Annotated in this window: 15 protein-coding genes, 1 tRNA gene and 1 pseudogene; 4 read left to right on the top strand and 13 right to left on the bottom strand. The window is 45.7% G+C overall.

From position 1 onward, the window contains the following. Window positions 1-7: 7 nt before the first annotated feature. Window positions 8-1657, top strand: coding sequence for a hydroxylamine reductase (gene hcp, locus P2A85_RS15585; RefSeq protein WP_377473588.1), 1650 nt, complete (start codon window positions 8-10; stop codon window positions 1655-1657). Window positions 1658-1822: 165 nt separating this feature from the next. Here the strand turns inward: hcp and P2A85_RS15580 are convergent, their stop codons facing one another. From P2A85_RS15580 to P2A85_RS15555, 6 genes are all read right to left on the bottom strand, one after another. Beyond that, the gene (locus P2A85_RS15580) at window positions 1823-2695 is read right to left on the bottom strand and encodes an MBL fold metallo-hydrolase (protein WP_377473586.1); all 873 of its coding nucleotides are present in this window, start codon (window positions 2693-2695) and stop codon (window positions 1823-1825) included. Window positions 2696-2912: 217 nt separating this feature from the next. Next, window positions 2913-4208 carry an HhoA/HhoB/HtrA family serine endopeptidase gene (locus P2A85_RS15575; RefSeq protein ID WP_377473584.1) on the bottom strand — a complete coding sequence of 432 codons (1296 nt, stop codon included), beginning with the start codon at window positions 4206-4208 and terminating at the stop codon, window positions 2913-2915. Window positions 4209-4557: 349 nt separating this feature from the next. Continuing rightward, a complete protein-coding gene (locus P2A85_RS15570) occupies window positions 4558-5640 on the bottom strand; it encodes an AI-2E family transporter (protein WP_377473582.1) in 1083 nt (360 codons plus the stop codon). Window positions 5641-5904: 264 nt separating this feature from the next. After that, window positions 5905-6957: a D-alanine--D-alanine ligase family protein gene (locus tag P2A85_RS15565; RefSeq protein WP_377473580.1), complete on the bottom strand. Its 1053-nt coding sequence runs from the start codon at window positions 6955-6957 to the stop codon at window positions 5905-5907. Window positions 6958-7117: 160 nt separating this feature from the next. Next, window positions 7118-8467, bottom strand: a complete 1350-nt coding sequence (gene miaB / locus P2A85_RS15560) for a tRNA (N6-isopentenyl adenosine(37)-C2)-methylthiotransferase MiaB (RefSeq protein ID WP_377473578.1) — start codon at window positions 8465-8467, stop codon at window positions 7118-7120. 247 nt (window positions 8468-8714) lie between these two features. Continuing rightward, a complete protein-coding gene (locus P2A85_RS15555; RefSeq protein ID WP_377473576.1) occupies window positions 8715-9857 on the bottom strand; it encodes a DNA cytosine methyltransferase in 1143 nt (380 codons plus the stop codon). Between the two features lie 291 nt (window positions 9858-10148). Here P2A85_RS15555 and psbA point away from each other — a divergent pair, with 291 nt between their 5' ends. Then, window positions 10149-11231 (top strand): photosystem II q(b) protein, encoded by a 1083-nt coding sequence (gene psbA / locus P2A85_RS15550; RefSeq protein WP_377473574.1) that lies wholly within the window; start codon window positions 10149-10151, stop codon window positions 11229-11231. 151 nt (window positions 11232-11382) lie between these two features. Here psbA and P2A85_RS15545 read toward each other — a convergent pair whose 3' ends face one another. The 3 genes and pseudogenes from P2A85_RS15545 to gltX form a co-directional block, all read right to left on the bottom strand. Beyond that, window positions 11383-11595: a hypothetical protein gene (locus tag P2A85_RS15545; protein ID WP_377473572.1), complete on the bottom strand. Its 213-nt coding sequence runs from the start codon at window positions 11593-11595 to the stop codon at window positions 11383-11385. 130 nt (window positions 11596-11725) lie between these two features. After that, a complete protein-coding gene (locus P2A85_RS15540; RefSeq protein WP_377481518.1) occupies window positions 11726-12160 on the bottom strand; it encodes a CAAD domain-containing protein in 435 nt (144 codons plus the stop codon). A 468-nt stretch (window positions 12161-12628) separates the two neighbouring features. Further along, window positions 12629-14065, bottom strand: a pseudogene (gene gltX / locus P2A85_RS15535) (glutamate--tRNA ligase); the annotation flags it as partial. Between the two features lie 747 nt (window positions 14066-14812). On the opposite strand from gltX, the gene P2A85_RS15530 reads away from it, so the two are divergent. Then, entirely contained in the window at window positions 14813-15304 is a 492-nt protein-coding gene (locus tag P2A85_RS15530; protein WP_377473570.1) for a thiol-disulfide oxidoreductase DCC family protein, read from the top strand. Here the strand turns inward: P2A85_RS15530 and P2A85_RS15525 are convergent. The 4 genes from P2A85_RS15525 to P2A85_RS15510 all read right to left on the bottom strand — a co-directional run bounded on the left by P2A85_RS15525 (window position 15301) and on the right by P2A85_RS15510 (window position 19507). Next, on the bottom strand, window positions 15301-15972 hold the full coding sequence (locus P2A85_RS15525) for a Uma2 family endonuclease (RefSeq protein ID WP_377473568.1): 672 nt from the start codon (window positions 15970-15972) through the stop codon (window positions 15301-15303). The two genes, P2A85_RS15530 and P2A85_RS15525, sit on opposite strands and share 4 nt — an antisense overlap. A 79-nt stretch (window positions 15973-16051) precedes the next feature. Further along, window positions 16052-16125: transfer RNA gene (locus P2A85_RS15520), tRNA-Asp, on the bottom strand. Between the two features lie 57 nt (window positions 16126-16182). Continuing rightward, window positions 16183-17310 carry an esterase-like activity of phytase family protein gene (locus tag P2A85_RS15515; RefSeq protein ID WP_377473566.1) on the bottom strand — a complete coding sequence of 376 codons (1128 nt, stop codon included), beginning with the start codon at window positions 17308-17310 and terminating at the stop codon, window positions 16183-16185. A 136-nt stretch (window positions 17311-17446) separates the two neighbouring features. Then, window positions 17447-19507: a TM0106 family RecB-like putative nuclease gene (locus tag P2A85_RS15510; RefSeq protein ID WP_377473564.1), complete on the bottom strand. Its 2061-nt coding sequence runs from the start codon at window positions 19505-19507 to the stop codon at window positions 17447-17449. Window positions 19508-19822: 315 nt separating this feature from the next. On the opposite strand from P2A85_RS15510, the gene P2A85_RS15505 reads away from it, so the two are divergent. Then, the gene (locus P2A85_RS15505) at window positions 19823-21133 is read left to right on the top strand and encodes an aminotransferase class V-fold PLP-dependent enzyme (protein ID WP_377473561.1); all 1311 of its coding nucleotides are present in this window, start codon (window positions 19823-19825) and stop codon (window positions 21131-21133) included. The last annotated feature ends 62 nt before the right edge of the window (window positions 21134-21195 follow it).

The raw sequence follows: 21195 nt of genomic DNA, 5'->3' as shown, positions 1-21195 counted from the left end.
AGAACCAATGTTTTGTGAACAATGCGAACAAACAGCCAGCGGACAGGGGTGTCATCAGTTTGGTGCTTGCGGGAAAAGTCCCCAGGTGAATGCGATCCAAGATTTGGTGATTTATTATCTGCGCGGGTTGGCTCCCATCGCCCTGAAAGCCAAGGAATTAAGCATTGATACTCATGCATTGGATGTCTTCACCTGCGAAGCCATCTTTGCCACAATGACGAATGTCAACTTTTCCGAAAAGCGGTTTGTTGAATATCTCCATGAAGCGATCGCCCATCGCGCCAACCTCAAGGCTCAAGTACAGCAAGCAACAGACAATCCACCCACTTGGGCTGAAATTGCCAACTGGGAACCCAACTTTGAGGACAGCCTGGTTGAGCAGGGTGAGCTGATTTCCCTCCAGTTCCTCAGTCAGTCTGCCTCGAATGTGGATATTTTCTCGCTCAAACTCACCGTGCTATATGGCGTTAAGGGTTTGGCTTCCTATGCCTTCCACGCCTACGAAGTTGGCCAGGAAGACGAGGGGGTGTATCGTTTCATTTACGAGGCACTTGTCGCTCTCGATAACGAGACCTTGGGCTTACAGGAGTGGGTGAATCTTGCTCTTGAGGTGGGAGCCATTAATTTGCGAGCTATGGAACTGTTGGATGCCGGACATACGAGTACCTACGGACACCCCGTTCCTACGCCTGTTCCCCTCAATCCACGGCAAGGGAAGGCGATTCTGGTGTCAGGACATGACATCAAACAACTCGAAGGCTTACTGAAGCAAACCGCAGCCACCGGAATTACGGTCTACACCCACGGCGAACTTCTCCCCGCCCACGGCTATCCCAAACTCAAACAGCAGTACCCGCATCTCTATGGTCACTACGGCACCGCTTGGCAGAACCAAACTAAGGATTTTGCCAAGTTCCCCGGTGCGATCGTCATTACAACCAACTGCTTAATGCCAACCCATTCCTATTATGAAGATAAACTCTTTAGCGTTGGCCCAGTCGGCTATCCCGGCATTATTAACTTGAGTGCGATCGACAATGGCGCGCCCGATTTTACTCCCGTTATCTCGATCGCACTGGCACTTCCCGGCTTTACTGAAGATGCACCCCCCAGGGAAGTCAAAGTTGGTTTTGCCCACAATACAGTCCTGGGGGTGGCAGATAAAATCATTGAGGCTGTGAAACAGGGTAAAATCCGCCATTTCTTCCTAGTGGGGGGCTGTGATGGAGCTAAGCCCGATCGCAACTACTACACCGAGTTCGTCGAAAAAGTACCCGATGATTGTGTTGTACTGACCCTAGCTTGCGGCAAGTTTCGGTTCTTCGATCGAGAGCTCGGAGAGATTGACGGACTCCCCCGCCTGATGGATCTCGGTCAGTGCAACGATGCCTACTCCGCGATTAAGATTGCTGTAGCCCTAGCCAATGCCTTTGAGGTAGGTGTCAACGATCTACCCCTGTCCATGATTCTGTCCTGGTATGAACAGAAGGCCGTAGCCGTCTTGCTAACTCTCTTGCATTTGGGGATTAAAAACATTCGCCTAGGGCCGACATTACCGGCATTTATTTCTCCCAATGTATTCAAGCTTCTGTCGGAGCAATACAACTTGCAGGCCATTACCACCCCTGATGCCGATCTGGCAGCTTGCTTGAGCTGATTAGCAGTCATTCGCTAAGTCTATTCAGAGGGATTCATCTGCGTTAATCTGTGTTTATCTGCCCTCATCTGCGGTGAAAAAAATAGAATTGATCGAGCCGCAGATGATAAGGGATTGACGCTGATTCACGCAGATGTCGAGAAGAGAGTTATGAATCCGATCGCATTAAGCATCGAGCATCCAAGCAACACACTTTTGCATTTGATTGCTCATTGTTTCGCGATCGGCATTATACCTGCGGCCGTGTCCCGGCAACACCCACTCAAACTCATAATTAGCCAAATTCTGCATCGATTTGATTTGTGCCTCCCAAGAGTACCAGCAGACTTGGCGAAAAGCAATTAGCTGCTGCAAATTATCCGACCAAGCCAGATGGTCGCCACTAAACAAAAACTTATTATTATAAAGTAAAACTGTGTGACCTTGCGTGTGCCCCGGTACTGCAATAATCAACAAGTCATCTGCTATTTGATGCGGTTCGTTCCCAGACAATTGAATTTCTACACTGCGAGTACCCGCATTAACTTCGTCACTATGCAAAATGCGATCGCACCCAAAATAATCGCGGTATTGTTGATGATCTGCCACATCGTCGCGGTGAGTCAAATACAGATAGCGAATCCCCCCCATGGCTTCGATATTTTTAACTAGCGGCGGCACAAAACGAGGAGAATCGACCAAAATATTGCCCTCTGGGCGGACAATTAAATAGCTAGCAGCACCGTAGGATTTCTCGGAATGGTAGCCACAGTGGTAGATATTTTCTGCTACGAGTGCTGGCAAATGTTGCTGAACTTCCTTGATATTTTTTGGTTTGTCCACAGTGCCGATCGAACTTGTGGGACAAGACAAAAGAGCTGCGAGCGATCGCCTTTCTTCAGTCTCGTTAGTTGGCTGATGGTAAACCGCTGATTGTTCTCCCACTTCCACAAATACTTCCGGGGCCATCCACCGACAAGTATCGCAGCTAATGCAGGTACTATCTACATAAAAATTACCGCTGATATTTTCAGGACGCCGCCGATTAATATGAGCCATGTTTCTACCTCTTCATAACAAATATAAATACTTGTCAATTATACCAATAGGACTTACGCATGGGGTTTCAGAAACCGGGTTTTTTTGAGAATACTTCGTTGTGGCGCGCAGATGCGGTAAAAAACCCGGTTTCTTTGAGGACTTACGCACGGGTGGAACGATTAGAACCCCGACTTCTTCAAGAATTCGGGGTTCTGGGTGTCCTATTTTTTAGACGCTACTGCTGCTTCTGATTCGCTGGAAAAGCACCAGCTTTCACGGCCACAGTCACAACTTGTCCGCCACGGCTCAATTCAAGCTGCATATCGTTACCAACTTTACTTTTCTCCACAATTTGCTGTACGCTGCCAGCATCGCTGACTTCTTGACCATTAATTTTCTTAATCACATCAGCAACGCGAATACCAGCTTGTGCCGCCGGAGAATCTTTCGCAATTCCCAAAACTAACACACCTTTATCTTCAGTCAGCCTCAATTTAGTGTTGGGATTTTTATTAAATTCGGCCTTGACTTCGGGAGTAATACTCAACATCCGAACGCCCAGATAAGGATGTTCGGCTTTACCTGTTGTTGCTAACTCCTCGGCAATTTGTTGCGCTCGATCGATCGGAATAGCAAAACCCAATCCCTGAGCACCTTGAATAATCGCCGTATTCATGCCAATAACTTGACCCCGCTGGTTCAGCAATGGGCCACCGGAATTACCAGGATTAATCGCAGCATCAGTTTGAATAAAGCTGACGCGCTTGTCGGGAACACCCACATCCGAGCTAGAACGACCTGTAGCGCTAATAATCCCCACCGTTACAGTATTGTCCAAACCGAGAGGATTGCCGATCGCGATCGCCCATTCACCAGGCTGCAACTCTTCCGATTTACCCAAACTAACCACAGGCAAATTGTTAGCTTCAATTTTAACAACAGCCACATCTGTCACTGTATCTATACCTAAAACTTTGCCGACAAATTCCCTACCATCTTTCAGTTTTACCGTCACCGTATCGGCACCATCAACAACGTGAGCGTTAGTCAAAATGCGACCATCGGAACCAAAAACAAAACCCGAACCTGAACCCCGTTCGACCCGATTTTGTGGCGCACTCGGAGATTCTGAGCCAAAGAAACGACGGAAAAATGGGTCTTCTAAAACATCAGGTTGTTGGCTCTTCACTGTGCGAGAGGAATTAATCCGTACCACTGCCGGGCCGACTTGCTGCACTACTTTTGTCACAAAATTAGAGTCTTGAGAGGGCAGTATATTCACAGGAACTGCTGCAATGGCCGCTGGACTTGAGGTTTCACCTTTGATAGCATTAGAACTCCCCGGCACTTGCGAAGTTAGGGCATTGCACCCAACAGTGGCGCTGGAACCGAGCAAAATCAAGGATAAAAAAGCCAATTTTTTCGGTAAAGACAAACGGCGATGATGCTGAGTTTGATTAGGCATATTTTGGGTTTCCGTAATATTGATTTGATTCGAGTCAGAGCGGTAATTATAATTAGGGTTTTTCATTGGTAGTACCTACTAAATTAAGTTATGGCAGAAGCAAGATAATCAATGGTTAGACCCAGGAAAAAATTCGGGAGACATCGATAAGGTTGCTATCAAACGAAAGAAGCTTTAACTTAAATTGAAGCATTTCTTACCTCTGTTTGTTTGGGGGATTTACCCTACACCTTGGGGTAGAAACCGTGCTAGGTATGGTCAACTTTGGTTTCCACCGGTGGCGGAGATTTGGAGCCGAACTCAGGCAGCACTGGCTAATTGGCTGATGCTTCAACAATCAAAACTACGGCCCCTGACGTGGAGATTCCGCATTCGCCAGGAATTTTTCACACTTTTGACAACGAAATTAGCCAGTTTATCGATCGGCAGACTCAACAAAAACTCCCGCATTACTTTCTTTCGAGAGGTTTCTGGAATGTTCCACAGCATCAACAGCATTCTTAATAAAACCAGCCATCGGCACAGCCACCAACAAACCAACTACTCCACCCACCTTGATTCCCACCAGCAGCGAAACTAAAATCCAGACGGGATTGAGACCAATAAAACTGCCCATCAGCCTAGGGGCTACTGCATTTTCAATTAATTGATCGATGACTGTAGCCACGGCCAAAACAGTGACTCCCAGCCAAAAGTTGTTAAGTGTGATTAGCAAACTAACCATGCAAATACTAAAAGGTGCTCCAAAAGGAATTAGAGTCATTACACCCACGCCCAAACCAAACAATAGGCCGAAGGGAACTCGCAAAATTAAAAAAGCAACCGTCATGGAAAGTCCCATCAAACTTGCTAAAGTTGCCTGTCCAACGAAGTAGTTGTGAAAGCTTCGCGGTAGCAATTCTCGCAATTGGAGACTCAACTTGGGGGGCAACCATTTAAACAACCCTTCCCAAACTTTATCGCCATGCAACAGCAAGTAAAATGTCAGAACTATTGTGAGGAGAAAGTTCAATAGACTGTCTGCCGCGCCTAAGCCAAATTTCAAAATTTCCCCGGTTAGAGACTGCAATTGAGCCGAAAGTCGATCGCTCAATTGAGTAGTCAAACCACTAACATCTATGCGTAAATTACGATTTTCTGCCCACTTGTTGAACGCTTCAATCTGTTCGGTACCAGAAACTATCCAAGTCGGTAGTCTGGTTGCAAGTTCGGTGAGTTGAGTTAGTAGAATCGGAGCCAGAGTCAGACCTAAAACCACCAGTACGAATAAAGTAACGAATAATACTGACAAAACTGCCCGATCGCGCTTCATGCCATAGCTCGACAGAAACCGGACTGGGTAATCTAGCAAAAAAGACAGCACTGTAGCGATAACTAAAACAGTAATCAGGGCGCGAAAATATTCAAAGACTAGGAGGGCTAACCAGCAGTTGAGTATTGCTAGGGGAAATAACAATCCATAAATCCACCACTGCGGTAATTTAGTGAAAGGTCTCATTTAAGTTAACGGATTTAAAACCTGAGATTCTAGAGTTAAGTTGAACCCTAATGTTTGTCGCTCTCATTTACTCATACCTGCCTAATGGAAAATTCCCAGTTGTTGAGCTGGCAGCGAAAATTTGGTTTTACACCAAAACCTGCTCCCACAACAATCTTATCTCGTTTCCGCAGGTAAGGATATATAACCTGCGGAATAATTTATTTTTGGATCTTGGTAGTTTACCGTTTAAGGTTCGCGATTCAAGATTTCTCGCCGTGGCGCTCAGAGAGCTAATTGAATTAAACGGTCTACTAATTCCGAGAAAGAAATACCCGAAGCTTCCCAAAGTTGAGGATACATACTGGTAGCAGTGAATCCCGGAAATGTGTTGATTTCATTAATCAAAACTTCTCCTGTAGATTCCACGTAAAAAAAGTCTACTCTACCTAGACCAGCGCCGTCTATGGCTAAAAATGCTTGCACGGCCATTTCTTTAATTTTTGAAATGATGGCACTACTTACCTGGGCCGGAATTGACAAATCAGCTTGCCCTTGGGTATACTTAGTTTCGTAATCATAAAAATCGCTGCTAAAACTAATTTCTCCCACCGTGGAAGCTTGGGGATTGTCATTACCCAAAACCGCACATTCTAATTCTCTAGCAACTACACCAGCTTCCACAATTATCCGGCGATCGTAACTAGCAGCACTGTCGAGGGCTGTTTCTAATTCAGGGCGCGATCGCACTTTAGAAATTCCCACCGACGAACCCAAATTAGCAGGCTTCACAAAGCAAGGATAGCCCAAAGTTTGCTCAATTTTGTCGCACAGTTTCGGGAAAACACAAGGATTAGACCAAATTTCCGAACGATTGACAGCGATATATTTTACTTGAGGTAAACCCGCGTGAGCAAAAGCCATTTTCATCGCAATTTTATCCATTCCCATCGCCGAAGCTAAAACCCCGGAACCCACAAACGGAATTTGCATTAATTTCAGCAACCCTTGCACCGTACCGTCTTCGCCGTTTGGTCCGTGCAGAACAGGAAAAAAAACATCTATGTCATTAAAACTAGGAAATTCACGAGAGAAAACAGACTCATTATCTGTTCCTGCTGGATTTATTTCCAGAGGTTTTCCGGCTGCTAAAACTTGTTGAGGTATGGTTCCCGACAACCAGCGGCCGTCTTTTTGGATATAGAATGGCTGCACTTCGTATTTGGTGGCGTTTTCGTCGGAAGCAAGAGCTCGCGCGATCGCCCTTGCGGAACTAATAGAGACTTCATGTTCCCCCGATCGCCCACCGAATAACAGCCCGACCCGTATTTTTGTCATTTTTTCCCTACTCCTAGCACTTCTTGACAAATATACACGGAGAGAGCGCAACTAACGCACAGACAAACCGCTTTAAGACTACATATCCCCTCCATTCCACTCCTCCTCTGTGTCCTCTGCGCTCTCTGCGGTAAAAAAAAATACATCTTCTTAGAAGACTTCACCAATTTTCCACCATTTCCCCAGTCAAGCTAAAAGCGCGAATATCTGTAATCTTAACCCGCACTATTTTACCCGCTAATTCAGCAATATCACCCTTAAAAAAAGTCAGACGATTGCCGCGAGTCCGGCCCATCACCTGACTGGGAACTTTGACATTTTGGACTTCGACTAATACCTCTTCAACACGTCCGAAATAGCGTTGCGATCGGTCCATAGCCGTTGTAGTCACCACATGATTAATGCGTTGTAGGCGATCGGCCTTCACCTCCTCACTCAACTGACTTTCCCACAAAGCAGCCGGTGTCCCTGGGCGAGGCGAATAAGCCGCCGTATTCACCAAATCGAAACCAACATCTTCAATCAACTTCAAAGTCTTCTCAAACTGCGCCTCCGTCTCCCCAGGAAAGCCCACAATCGCATCCGCAGTAATCGAAGCATCCGGCATATAACGCCGAATGGTATCAATAATGCGCAAATATTTCTCCTGAGTATAGCCCCGCGACATCGCCTTCAAAATATCATTATCGCCCGACTGAAACGGAATATGAAAATGTTCGCAAACCTGGGGTAATTCCGCACAAGCCTTAATTAATCTTTCCGTAAAATAGCGCGGGTGGCTAGTAGCAAATCGGAGGCGATCGACTCCCGGAACATCCTGCACAAAATAAAGCAAATCCGTCAAAGTATGCTGATGACTACCATCCGGTTTCGTCCCCGGCAAATCCCTACCATAAGCATCAATATTCTGCCCCAACAAAGTTACTTCCTTGTAACCTTGACGGCCCAACTCCTCCATTTCCCCCCGAATAGCCTCCGGCATTCGTGACTGTTCAACCCCGCGCACATTCGGCACAACACAATAAGTGCAGCGTTCGTTGCAACCATAAATTACATTCACCCAAGCCGTCACCTGACTATCGCGGCGAGGCTTAGTAATATCCTCCATAATCTCAACAGCTTCCGTCGCCACAACTTGATTACCCTGGAAAACTTGTTCCAGCAAATCTTCAAGTCGGTTAGCGTGTTGCGGCCCCATTACTAAGTCCAATTCTGGCACACGCCGCAGCAGCGCTTCACCTTCCTGCTGCGCTACACATCCTGCTACAATTAAAGTTAAATCCGGTTCTTTGCGCTTGCGATGAGCCTGCCTTCCTAGGTTAGAATAAACTCTTTGTTCGGCATTGTCGCGAATCGTGCAAGTATTGTAGAGAATCAAGCTAGCTTCGTTCGGGTCTTCTGAGAACTCAAAGCCCATATTTTCCAGAATGCCGGCCATCCGTTCGGAGTCGGCTTTATTCATCTGGCATCCGAAAGTGGTAATGTGATAGCGGCGGGGTTTAACAGTCATGGCGAATTGCAGGAAAATAAAAAATCTAGGTTTTCAACCTTAATCAACTATTATATAACAAATCTAAACTATTTATGAATTTTTATTTTTATTAGTTCATTTCTACAAAAAAACGAGTTTATGAGATATAGCAATCCTAAATCATTGGTGAATTTCTTACTCCCTCGCCTTAGTAAGGGGAGGGTTGGGGTGGGGTAAAAATATTTACGACTCATTTAGGACTATATATTGGCTCTTATTTATCTATTTATTTCCGATATAAAAACTGATAAATTGTTCGAGCTATCGCCCGCGCTGCTAAGTAAGGAACCCCATTGCCCACTGTTTTAAACATATTGCTTAATGTCATATTTTCGGGCAGCGCAAACTTTTTAGGCAGAGACTGAATAGCCAGCGTTTCTGCAACAGAAAGCCTGCGAACTTTGTATGGGTGCAAGTGAACTTCATTGTTGCCGTAACAAGCAGTCGGCGAATAACGCCATCTGTGCAAACGCTTGTAAGATTTTTTAGAATCATCTCCCTCATCGACAGCAGCAAACCTTTTCAGCCCCGCTCTTGGTTGAAAATAATGTTCCGCATTCGGATGGTTAAGAACATCATTTTTTTTGAACCAAAACTCAACTGTTAACTCTTTGGGAATGCCATCCGGGCAAGGCAAAAAACTATCGCAGGCAAATGCACCAGTCTCAGACCAAGGATTAGCAAAAACTTCGGATTTGGGATATAAAATCTGACTCGACCAAGGAAATACACCTTCAGGCAACATTTGGCTATGTTCATCTAAAGAAATGCCCATATCTTTAACAAGATGCTTTCGGAAACCGATTAAGATAATTCTATCTCTATCTTGTGGCACACCGTATTCGATCGCATTAATTAAACGCTCGACAAATAAATATCCAGCCTCAGCCAACTGATGCTTAAGTTCATCATAAAACGCTTTATGCTTTTTGGTTCTCCACAAACCTTTAACATTTTCAAACACAAAAAAATCCGGCTGCTGTTGGCAAATTAATTCAATATATGAAGCTGAAAGTTTGCCTTTATCTCCCTCCCCACCTCGGTTTTTGCCGCCCACTGAAAAGTCAGGACAAGGCGGCCCCGCAATAAATCCAATAATATTGTGATTCTTGCGAGCATCTTGGATCAATTCCCGCAAGTGAACTGCTGGTTTTCCCTCTATAAGTCGAGTCATATCTGCTTCCTCTCCTTCGCAGTGTCCGTATTCTGGCTGCGGCAAATTTAGACACTGCCGAGAGTGACGGTATGCTTGGATGAATGGCGAGAATATTTCATTTACATAAGCTACATTGAAGCCGATCGACTCAAAGCCCAAATCGAGGAAGCCTGAACCTGAAAAAAATGAGAATATACAAGGAAAACGTTGCATTAAATGATACCAGCAATTTTGATTTCAAAACAAGCTACAGCCAGTTTTTAGCAGATTAGATGTAGAACTTGGGCTCTGGGGATCGAGATCGAGCCGATCGCACCTCAACCCAAATATCCCATATATATAGTCACCATACCCGACGCCCAATGCCCGCAAACCCTACATAAGCCCAGCTTATAACCCTCATCAGTTTAACTGTCGTTACACCCCTTTACAAATCGTAGTGATAGCCGTAATAATAGAGACATCATCCGAACATTGACAACCAAATACAGCAATCATAAAACCATGACAACAACCTTACAACAGCGCGAAAGCGCCAACGTCTGGGAACGCTTCTGCGAATGGGTCACAAGCACAGACAACCGGATTTATATCGGTTGGTTCGGTGTCTTGATGATTCCTACCCTCTTAACTGCCACCATCTGCTACATCGTTGCCTTCATCGCAGCTCCTCCAGTGGACATCGACGGCATCCGCGAACCAGTTGCAGGTTCCTTGATGTTCGGTAACAACATCATCACAGGTGCTGTTGTTCCTTCTTCAAATGCGATCGGCTTACACTTCTACCCAATCTGGGAAGCAGCTTCCCTCGATGAGTGGTTGTACAACGGCGGCCCTTACCAGCTAGTGATTTTCCACTTCCTGATCGGTGTATTTTGCTACATGGGTCGTGAGTGGGAATTGTCCTACCGCCTAGGTATGCGTCCTTGGATTTGCGTAGCCTACTCTGCACCAGTTGCAGCAGCCACCGCAGTATTCTTGATCTACCCGATCGGTCAAGGTTCCTTCTCAGACGGTATGCCTTTGGGTATCTCCGGTACATTCAACTTCATGATCGTGTTCCAAGCCGAGCACAACATCCTGATGCACCCCTTCCACATGTTGGGAGTTGCTGGTGTCTTCGGTGGTTCTTTGTTCTCCGCCATGCACGGTTCCTTGGTAACATCTTCCTTGGTTCGTGAAACAACCGAAACCGAATCGCAAAACTACGGTTACAAATTCGGTCAAGAAGAAGAAACCTACAACATCGTTGCAGCCCACGGCTACTTCGGTCGTTTGATCTTCCAATACGCTTCCTTCAACAACAGCCGTTCCTTGCACTTCTTGTTAGGTGCATGGCCAGTTGTAGGTATCTGGTTCACAGCACTAGGTATCTCCACAATGGCATTCAACTTGAACGGTTTCAACTTCAACCAATCGATTATCGACTCTCAAGGTCGCGTAATCAACACATGGGCTGATGTCATCAACCGCGCTAACTTGGGTATGGAAGTCATGCACGAGCGCAACGCTCACAACTTCCCACTCGATTTGGCTGCTGGTGAAACAACACCAGTTGCTTTGGTTGCTCCTTCTATCAACGGTTAATTTTTAACTTTTGATTGACAAAAAGCGCTCCTAGAAATAGGGGCGCTTTTTGTTTGGGAAAAAAGAACAATCAGACTCGGCGGTTGAAACCGCGTCTACACAAACGAAGTCCGGATGGTGCGCGGACTGAGAAATATACAGGGGTGGAATGTTACTTAGATTGAATGTATTCTTGAAATACAGGATTAATCTGAAACTTCGATCGCACTCCTACTAACACTTTTTCCACTAAGCCGCGTCGGGCTAAAGATTGTATGGCTTGCCACAATTCAGATTTGGATAATTCACTGTCAGTAGGTTGTTGTGAAATATCTACAGCTTCATTTTGACTTGCTAACCAGTAGCCTGCCTTTTTTTCTGACATCGATTTACTAATATCAAATTTACTTGCCCTATGCCCGGTTCCCATAAAAAATCAATGAAAAACCCGATACAGACAAATTATTTAGAAGTGTCTGTATCGGGTACAAATTCAACAATTTACCAGCAAAAGTTTAGGATTTTTTGCCAAAAACTTGTTCTTTTATGGCTTGAATTTCTTGACCTAATTGTTGACGGTTGGAAGAACGCAACAAATACCGATAGACAAACCATACGGTATATCCAATACCTATTAGCTCAAAAGTTGGTGCTAACAGAGGAATGTCATTGAGTTCGTCTACTACGCCCAAAAGCACTTTCAAAGAGATAATGGAGGCAAAAATTAAACCGACGACTGTCAGCGGACTTTTGTACTGCTCGTAAAATGCGCCGATGTAAGCAGGAAGCTCTGACAAAATTGAGATCACTTGTTCTTTGATCTGCTGAGCTTGACTTGGAGCTTCTTCGGTGATGGTAACTTTGGTAGTACCGATCGAACTTTCAGTCTCATTACCCACTGGAATTTCGGTGATGATCGCAGTTGTTTCTGGTTCGTTTGATGAAGTCATTTCTCCACTCGCAATAGTTTTTGGCTGATTAGCAGCAGCTATTTCAACTGCTGCTACGACTGTTGTAACAGGCGATATTTCGACTGCTGCAACAGATGCTCCGACTGTTTCCACCGTTGGTGCTTGGACTACTGTAACTTCTACTGCTGGTTCAACAGTCGGGGGTTCGACTGCTGTAACTTCCACTGCTGGTTCAACAGTCGGGGGTTCGACGGTTTCTTGCACCGCAGTTGCGACTCCTGAAACCTCTGGTGGTGATGATGGTTCAAGCACCGGGGGTTCGACTGCTGTAACTTCCACTGCTGGTTCTATAACCGGGGTTTCGATAGTTTCAATAGTCGGTGTTGCGACTGTTGAAATCTCCACTGCTTGGTGTTCCAGGGCGGGAGTTTCAGGAGGAGTTTCGGCTTTTGATGTTTCTGGGGTAGGAGTTTGGGCCACTGCACCAACAACGGGTAAATTCAAGTTATTAATAGCTGTTTGTAAGCGGTCTCGATCCGTTCCTCGCTGGTGAAGGATTACCCAAGATTCTATCAGGTCGGGGCCGTGCATTGCGCCGGTCAAAGCCGCTCGGAGCGATCGCATAATTAGCCCTTTGTTAAGATTTTTATCTTTACTGAGCTTTTTAGTAATTTTCTGAGCTTCGGCTGATATTAGCGTTGGATGACTTTCCAGAGCTTCTAGAACCGCAAGCAAAGCTTCTGCTACCCTTGGCTGCTGCAATTGTGCGATCGCCTCTTCTTCGTATTCCACCGTAGTAGAGAAGAATACCTTGCACATATCAACAGCATCGGTTAACCGCACCAGACTCTGACTAATTAAAGTAGTTATTTGTTCAAGCCAAGGGCGATCGGTCTCTATGTCAAATTCATAACCGGCTTTCTGCCAATAAGGTATCAGTAAATCAGTCAATTGTGGCACCGGTATTTTGTGCAGGTATTGACTATTCAGCCAGTTGAGTTTATCCCAATCAAATTTTGCACCAGCTTTATTAACTCGATCGCAACTAAAGACAGCCGCAGCTTCCGACAATGTAAATATTTCTTGCGTAGAATCCGGCGCAGTCCAACCCAGCAAAGTCATGTAATTGACCAAAGCTTCGGGGACATAACCCATATCTTTAAAGTCAGAAATCGACGTCACGCCATCCCGTTTAGAAAGTTTTTGTCCTTGGGAATTTAAAATCAGTGGCGTGTGAGCAAATTCTGGGATTGTCGCGCCCAAAGCTTCGTAAAGCAAGATTTGTTTGGGAGTATTACCGATATGATCTTCGCCACGGATGACGTGGGTAATGGCCATATCGATGTCATCAACGACTACGGCGAGGTTGTAGAGGGGTTGGCCGATGTCAGTGGCGGTGGAAGCCCTAGCAATTACCATATCGCCGCCGAGGTCGCTACCTTTCCAGGTAACGGTGTCGCGTACCATGTCGTTCCAGGAGATTGTGCGATCGTCCTCAATGATAAAGCGAATCACAGCTTGTCGCCCTTCGGCTTCAAAAGCTTCGCGCTGTTCGGGAGTCAGGTTGCGGTGGCGGTTATCATAGCGGGGAGCTTGTTTATTAGCTTTTTGTGCTTCCCGCATTTCGTCAAGTTCGGCTGACGTGGTGTAGCAGCGGTAGGCGAGTCCTTTGTCTAGGAGAGTTTGGACGGTTTGGCGGTATGCTTCCAAACGCTGGGACTGGAAAATTGGGCCTTCATCCCACTTCATCCCCAACCAAGTTAGTCCTTCGAGGATATTGTCGGTGTATTCGCTCTTGGAACGTTCTAAGTCTGTGTCTTCTACCCGCAGGATGAATTGGCCGCCTTGATTGCGAGCAAATAGCCAGTTGAATACGGCGGTTCTGGCTGTACCGATGTGGAGGTTTCCGGTGGGGCTGGGGGCTAGACGGACTCTGACGTTCATGTAGATTTTTGCTTTGAGATTTGGGGTAATTTACTGGCTGGGACTTCGCTGTTGCTCAGACTACAGATTTTAGTATATTTTGTCCTATCTTGTTGATAATAGCATTGGGGGCGATCGATCCTAAATAGTCCTAGAGACAGAAACCCGGTTGTTTACCTTTTTACCAAGAAATTGGGTCTAAAGCCCCGTCCTTCTAGGACGGCTTTAATTAATTATCAACTTTTGTTAAGTGTTTTCTTGAACTTTCTTGCATTGTGTTCATTGTAGAGTAAAATAAGTATACTACAGGTAGAATAACCGCCGATACACAGTGCGCACCACGCTCAAACGACTGGTCGGAAAACAATAATGGTTAGTGGGTGGCGAAAACCACGAAAAACATAGCTGGGCTAACTAATGTAAGCCAAAATCAGAGACTAAACTTTTTATTTCTAAAATGTACTGTGGGGCACACAGAAACAAGAGAAGCAATTCTCGAAAGCTTGGGGAGACAAACCCTCTGAGGCTATCTAAATTAAGCTCGATATTTGGTTCTTTTGAACGGATACCTGGTTTAAACACTGCCGCAAGGATAGATAGTTTTAAGGTATGTCGCAGAACCAAGAATCCCCTCGCCTTCAGGCAGGGGAGTGTCAATTCTCTTCCTCTGCGTCAAGAGCGTCCTCTGTGGTTCAATCCTCAAAAACCATTTTTTCGGTAAAATACTAATGCGCGTCTGTTTCTGCTCCCAGCGATCGCATTTTACCTATGTCTACTTCTCAAACTGAATTGCCCGAATCTGTCGAAATCAAGCCTTCTCCATCTTGGCAAATTGAGCTGCTGTACGATGGCCAGTGTCCTTTGTGCGTGCGAGAAGTGAATTTTTTGAAGAAACGGGATGGGGGCAGAGGTTTGGTGGCATTTGTGGATATTGCGGACGATCGCTACAACCCCGAAGCCCACGGCGGAATAGACTATGAAACGGCGATGGGGCGGATTCACGCGGTATTACCCGACGGTACAACCATTAAAAATGTAGAAGTATTTCGCCGCATCTATGAGATTTTAGGGATGGGCTGGATCTATGCTGTGACTAAGTTGCCGATGGTTGGGGCGATCGCAAATTGGCTGTACGGAATTTGGGCCCATTGGCGGCTACCTTTGACGGGAAGGCCGGATTTAGCAACTGTTATGGGCGATCGGGCTAAACGCATTGAGTGCGAAAAACCGAGTCGTTGTCGGGTGAATGATGAGGTTTAAATTAATGATTGCTGATTTTCGGGCGATCGTAACTGCTCGCTCACCCATTGACGCAAAGAGCGAATTATGGCATTATCATCTTGAGTTTCTGCCATCTGCAAAAGTTGATTGAGCATTGCTACAGAAAGGATGGGAAATGTCGGACTGCGATCGCAGGTAATATATTCCCGGTTTTGCAATTGATAAATTTGTACAGTTTGCGATCGATACCGCCAAACTTCAGGAATTCCTAGCTGTGTATAAACTACAAATCGATTAGAAGAGGGACTGGTAATATCAACTTCAATCACCAAGTCTGGGGGGGGATCTGTTGAGATGTCAAGTCTTTTCCCTAGAATGCGATCGACATTTTGAATATAAAAACATGAATCTGGTTCTGCACCTTGTTCTAAATCTTCACGGTTGAGAGTCGTCGAACCAAATCCCTTAATCTTCAAATCCAACTCCTCAGTCAAAGCTGTAACAATCCGTTTCAGCAAACAGTTAATAGTTTCATGCAAATCTGATGGCATGATAATTTCTAAGACTCCTTGAGAATATGAAAATCGCGAGGATCTCTTGTCTCCTGCTTCTGCTAATAAGCTTTTGTAAGTCTGCCAACTGATATTAGATAATACTACCAGTTGTGTAGTTTTTTCCGCTGAGGGGTTAATGGTCGTAACGGTCATATTTTCCCGCTCCTTAATCCATAAAATAGACGCTCAAAAGCTGAAAATTTATATTTTAGGCTTTCGATTTACGAGAGAACGGGACAGACGGGGCTCGAACCCGCAACTTCCGCCGTGACAGGGCGGTGCTCTAACCAATTGAACTACTGTCCCTCGTTTTTGCCTTTCTTTCAGGCACAATTTCTATTATGCCTATGACCGCACCATTTGTCAAGGGGTTTTCTGAACTTTTATTTTGAAGCCCAAAATCTGAGTCTCCTGCAACGGACTGAAGTTGTTGTCACTCACCAAAATCAGACCTCTGCTACCATCGCCTAAAACCGGGCCCAATGTCAAGCCCTCAATATTGTCTAAGGGAATTTTCAGGGTATCAAAATCCAGCAGCAGCCGTTTTTGAGCGGGATAAACCTCACTGAGACGGCTTTTGAGGCTTTCGAGTCCTTCAATGCGATCGCTCTTTTCCAGAGAAATCTCAAACAGTTTGATGCTAGTTCCCGTTTCCAGAGAGAAACCACGCTCTAAACTCACCAAGCGATTTTCGTCGATCGCCAATAAATCCACCAAACCATTAGTAGTAAATTTTCCCACAGGATTAGCGCCCGCTGGTAGCGGTTCGGTGATGTACAGAAACGATCGCCCTAAATTGCCACTAACAGCATCATATCGCAAAATCCGGCACGGAGTACCACTTTGCAGCGAAGGTACTGCGCCATCTTGAACCAAGGCATTTTCTGTGGCTGTAAATAGATATTTTTTGTCTGGCGTCAAAGTCAAACTTTCAAAAGCTAGATTGTTGCGGATACCTTTAGTCCCTTTGTCATCGGGCAAAAATAGGTCAGGAATTTGCAGACTCCTAACAAGCTTACCATCAAGGGAGAATTCTTTGATAAAAGGACTGATTTTGCGATCGACATCACCCTCAGAAGAAACAAACACACTGTTTCCGCTAAAAGCTATCCCTTCAGGATCTAAACTTAATTCTGGAAAACTTTTGCCGTTCTCATCTAATAAAGTAGTAACACCAGTAAAAGCAATTTGCTCTTTTTCCAGTTTACCAGATTGCAAGTCTATTTTCAGAGAATAGAAACGCGCCGGAGCCTTGCTGCTGCGGTCATCAGAAATGGCATAATAAACTTGTTTGTCAGCATCATAAGTAATTCCAGAAAGTCCGCCAATTTCCGTCCCCTGAAACGGAGAACCAGTCGGAAATATCGCTCTACCGATAAAATCTATTTGAGTAACAGCAAAAGATTTGGCTGACATACCGACAAAAATAGCAACAGTGGCTGCTATCAAAATGCCGAAAACAAATAGAATTAATTGGGCTGACTTTCGCATTTTACCAATAACTAAATTATGATCCTAAAACTCTCTTCAGTCCGCGCAGGCGGACTTCGTTTGTGTAGACGCGGTTTCAACCGCCGAGTTTTATCTTCGCGCCCTTCGCGCCTTCGCGGTTCGTCAAATCATAAATTCAAGATTGATGATCCAGCAAAAAATTGGTCAACCAATCCTTAACCACATAAGTAGCACGACAATCATCCTCATTGTAACGGACGATCGCCTCCAAGAGAGAGCGATCGCCCGTTTTGAGCCAATCGTCATACCAGCAGACACACTGAGCACCATTAGCATTAGCATCTCGCCACTCAAAACCGAGCCAGCGGGCGATGGGTTTAAGCGCATAACTTTCCACAGGCATAATCGCCTTTTGGGTGACATATTTATGGATATCCACAAAGCGTTTCAGCACAGGTTTCCATAGATAAACTGGCGTCTTGTAAAGTTTAGCTAATCGCTTAAAAGTCTTAATTTCGTAGTCGCAGAAGTGAAAAATGGGAGCTATGGGATAACTCCACATTAATTCTAAAAATTGTGACCATGCTACTCCTTCTTCTGTGGCACTTTCCGCCAAAAACGAGTAGTATTTTTCAGTGTTATTATACCTATCAATGACTAAAACTCCGTGGAGATAATCGAGATTTAATTCTGGTTCTGCTTCTATATCGAAATAGATCTCGATGGGTGCGATCGGCAAAAACACCGATTGGGAATAAGGAATTGGTTTCTGGCGGAGAATAGGCGCAGGTACAGAAAGTTTAGCCTGTTTATTTGGCCTAGATGATTTATCGACTTCGAGCAAAGAAACCGGATTTTTCACCGAATTTGCGGGCTGCAACGAAGTATTTTGGTAAGAAAAACCAGTTTCTAGACTCCCATTATTTTCTAATTTCTCAATAGCGATGTTATTCAAAATATTGTCTGCAATATCTGGTACTATTTCAGATTGGCTATCTTCGGCATAATTCTCACTTCCTTCTTCCCCCCTTGGGGAAGCTTCTTTTGCCCCCCAAAGGTAGGCTTCTTTTTCCCCCCAAAGGTAGGCTTCTTTTTCCCCCCAAAGGTAGGCTTCTTTTTCCCCCCAAAGGTAGGCTTCTTTTTCCCCCCAAAGGTAGGCTTCTTTTTCCCCCCTTGGGGGGGGTAGGGGGGGGTTCTTCTTCCCCTCTTGGGTGGAATAGGGGGAGGTTATTCTTGTTTCCTTGGGGGGGGTAGGAGGCGGTTCATCTCGCACAAATGGCTGATTCAAAAAAGTCGATCGCGCTTGCTGCACCACATCGACAGCTACTCCCGCGACAAACTCAGGATAACTCGCCAATAAATCAGAATTAGCATTAGCCAAAGATTCTAAATCTGTCAATCCCAGAACTTTTAGGGTAGCATATCGCTTTGCCGTAACTCCCGGCAATAGCGACAGATGTTGAATAGATTCGGCTTCCTGGTGACAAGTGCTATACCAAGTGCAAAGAGTGCACTTTTGGCGGGAAATAAAAACTTCTGGTTTCGCCTTACTTTCTAACATTTTAATGCACTCATCCAACATCTCGAACATCTGAGGCATTCGCTGGTGGAGATTCACCGCCCAAAGTCCTTTTGTGCGCAGCATTAACCACGCCTTTTCTGGCATAGTTCCCTGGACAGAAGCTAACACTTGTGCGTGAAAAGCTGCGATAATTTGATAGTCTAGTTTTGGTCGCTTGCTGAGCCAAATATCTGCCGTCGCATAACTCCAGTCGCCAAATTTGGAAGTACCCGGCTGTTTGATTAATAAATGTGGGCGGCTGATGAGGGTGATTTCGGAAGAGTGCAGGATTGAGGAGGAAAGATGAACTGGAGTTTCGGGAATTTCGCCGATGTCTGGCAAATATTGAGGCTCAATTCCTAAGAGAGAATCTGTTTCACCGTTGGTTTTGCCTAATTCGCCTTGGTACAGGACTCCTCGATAAATGCGATCGACTCCTTGCTGCATTAAACTTAAAGTAGCCGCCGCCCCAGCCGCCCAATCCCCTCTAGGATAAGATGGTTGTTGGTAACTCTCAGATTCTAAAGTTTCCTGCTGGTATGTGGCGCTGTCACGCATCAATTTTAGCAGAAAGTCGCTTGGTGGATCTTGTTGTTTCCAATCTCCCAATGTATCTAAAAATGCTCGGAGATTACATCGCTGATAGGAAAGTAGTAGTTTGTCAGTTATTAACATTTAGTGTTCGCAAAACATAGAATAAGTATAAGACCCTTCGACTACGCTCAGGGGCCAGGAAGCCGCGCACTGAGCGTAGTCGAAGTGCTCAGGGTACAAAGGCACGACATGGATACACGGATTGATTATTGAGCTTAAGGCATTCAGTCACATTAGTTATACTAAATTCGGCTTAAATATCCTCTTTATTTCTTAGTCCGCGGAGGCGGACTTTGTTTGACAAGGAGCGGTTTCAACCGCCGAATGATCGAGGGGGTGGCGAACCCAGATTTGGTATTATTCAATATTAACGCTATCAACAATTCCCCAGAAAAAATGACAAAGGACAAACACCGACAACAGTTTCCAGCTTTGGCCAATAAAGCTTATTTTAACTACGGCGGACAAGGACCGTTGCCTGAGCCTGCTTTAGAGGCGATTTATGGGGCCTACAAACGGGTGCAGGTTGGGGGGCCGTTTTCGGGGGAAATCGGTGCTTGGGTGGTTCAGGAGGCGATGCTGACGCGGCGGGCGATCGCAAACGAGTTAGCCGTCCCTCCCGAAACGATCGCCCTGACTGAAGATGTCACCGTCGGCTGCAATATTGCTCTGTGGGGCATTGATTGGCGATCGGGCGACCATTTATTGCTTTCTGACGGAGAACATCCCGGTATTGTAGCTAGTGTAATGGAACTTCAGCGCCGTTTCAACATTGAGGTTTCGGTTTGTCCGCTAGTGGCTACTTTGAATGGGGGCGATGCGGTGCAGGTAATTGCTAGTTATTTGCAGCCGAATACTCGTTTGTTGGTAATCAGTCATATTTTGTGGAATACTGGCCAAGTTTTGCCTCTGGCTGAGATTGTTAAGGTGTGTCATGGAGGTTATGAACCCCCCCTAACCCCCCCTTGTCAAGGGGGGGGACAAGAGGGAGTTTTCCGGCTTCAATCGGGGGGGGAAACAGATATAGAACCCCCCCTAACCCCCCCTTGTCAAGGGGGGGGACAAGAGGTGAGACAAGAGGGTTTTTCTGTGCAGCATCACCAAGTTAGAGTGTTAGTTGATGCGGCTCAATCTGTGGGGGTTTTGCCTTTGAATTTGATTGATTCTGGGGTTGATTTTTATGCTTTTACTGGTCACAAATGGTGGTGCGGCCCGGAGGGTTTGGGCGGACTGTATGTGAGTGCGGATGCTTTAACAGATTTGCATCCGGTGTTTATCGGTTGGCGGGGAATTGTCACGGATGCTAATGCTAAGCCTATTGGCTTAAAACCGGGGGCTCAACGTTACGAAATTGCGACTTCGGCTTATCCTTTGTATGCGGGCTTGCGAAGTGCGATCGCCCTGCAACATGAATGGGGTACAGTGGCAGAAAGGTATGCAGAAATCTGCCGTTTGAGCAAGTATCTCTGGGAGAGTTTATCAGAGTTGAGTCATGTAGAATGTTTGCGAACATCTGCACCAGAAGCGGGTTTAGTTTCGTTTCGATTAACTAATGGGATGCCGCACAAAAAGCTTGTTGATTTGTTGGAGAAACAGGGAATTATGGTGCGGACAATTCTGAATCCAGATTGCGTGCGGGCTTGCGTTCACTATTTTACCACTGAGGCGGAGATTGATAAGTTGGTTGGGGCGATCGCAATACTGTAGGGTGCGTCGCCGCCCTTAGCTATTTCAACTAGCTAGAAAATCTCACGGCGGCGCACCCTACA

The sequence above is a fragment of the Microcoleus anatoxicus genome, assembly GCF_042465725.1.
Classification (GTDB): Bacteria; Cyanobacteriota; Cyanobacteriia; order Cyanobacteriales; family Microcoleaceae; genus Microcoleus; species Microcoleus anatoxicus.
Note: the sequence above shows the minus strand (reverse complement) of the source record. Positions and strands in the feature narration are given on the sequence as shown.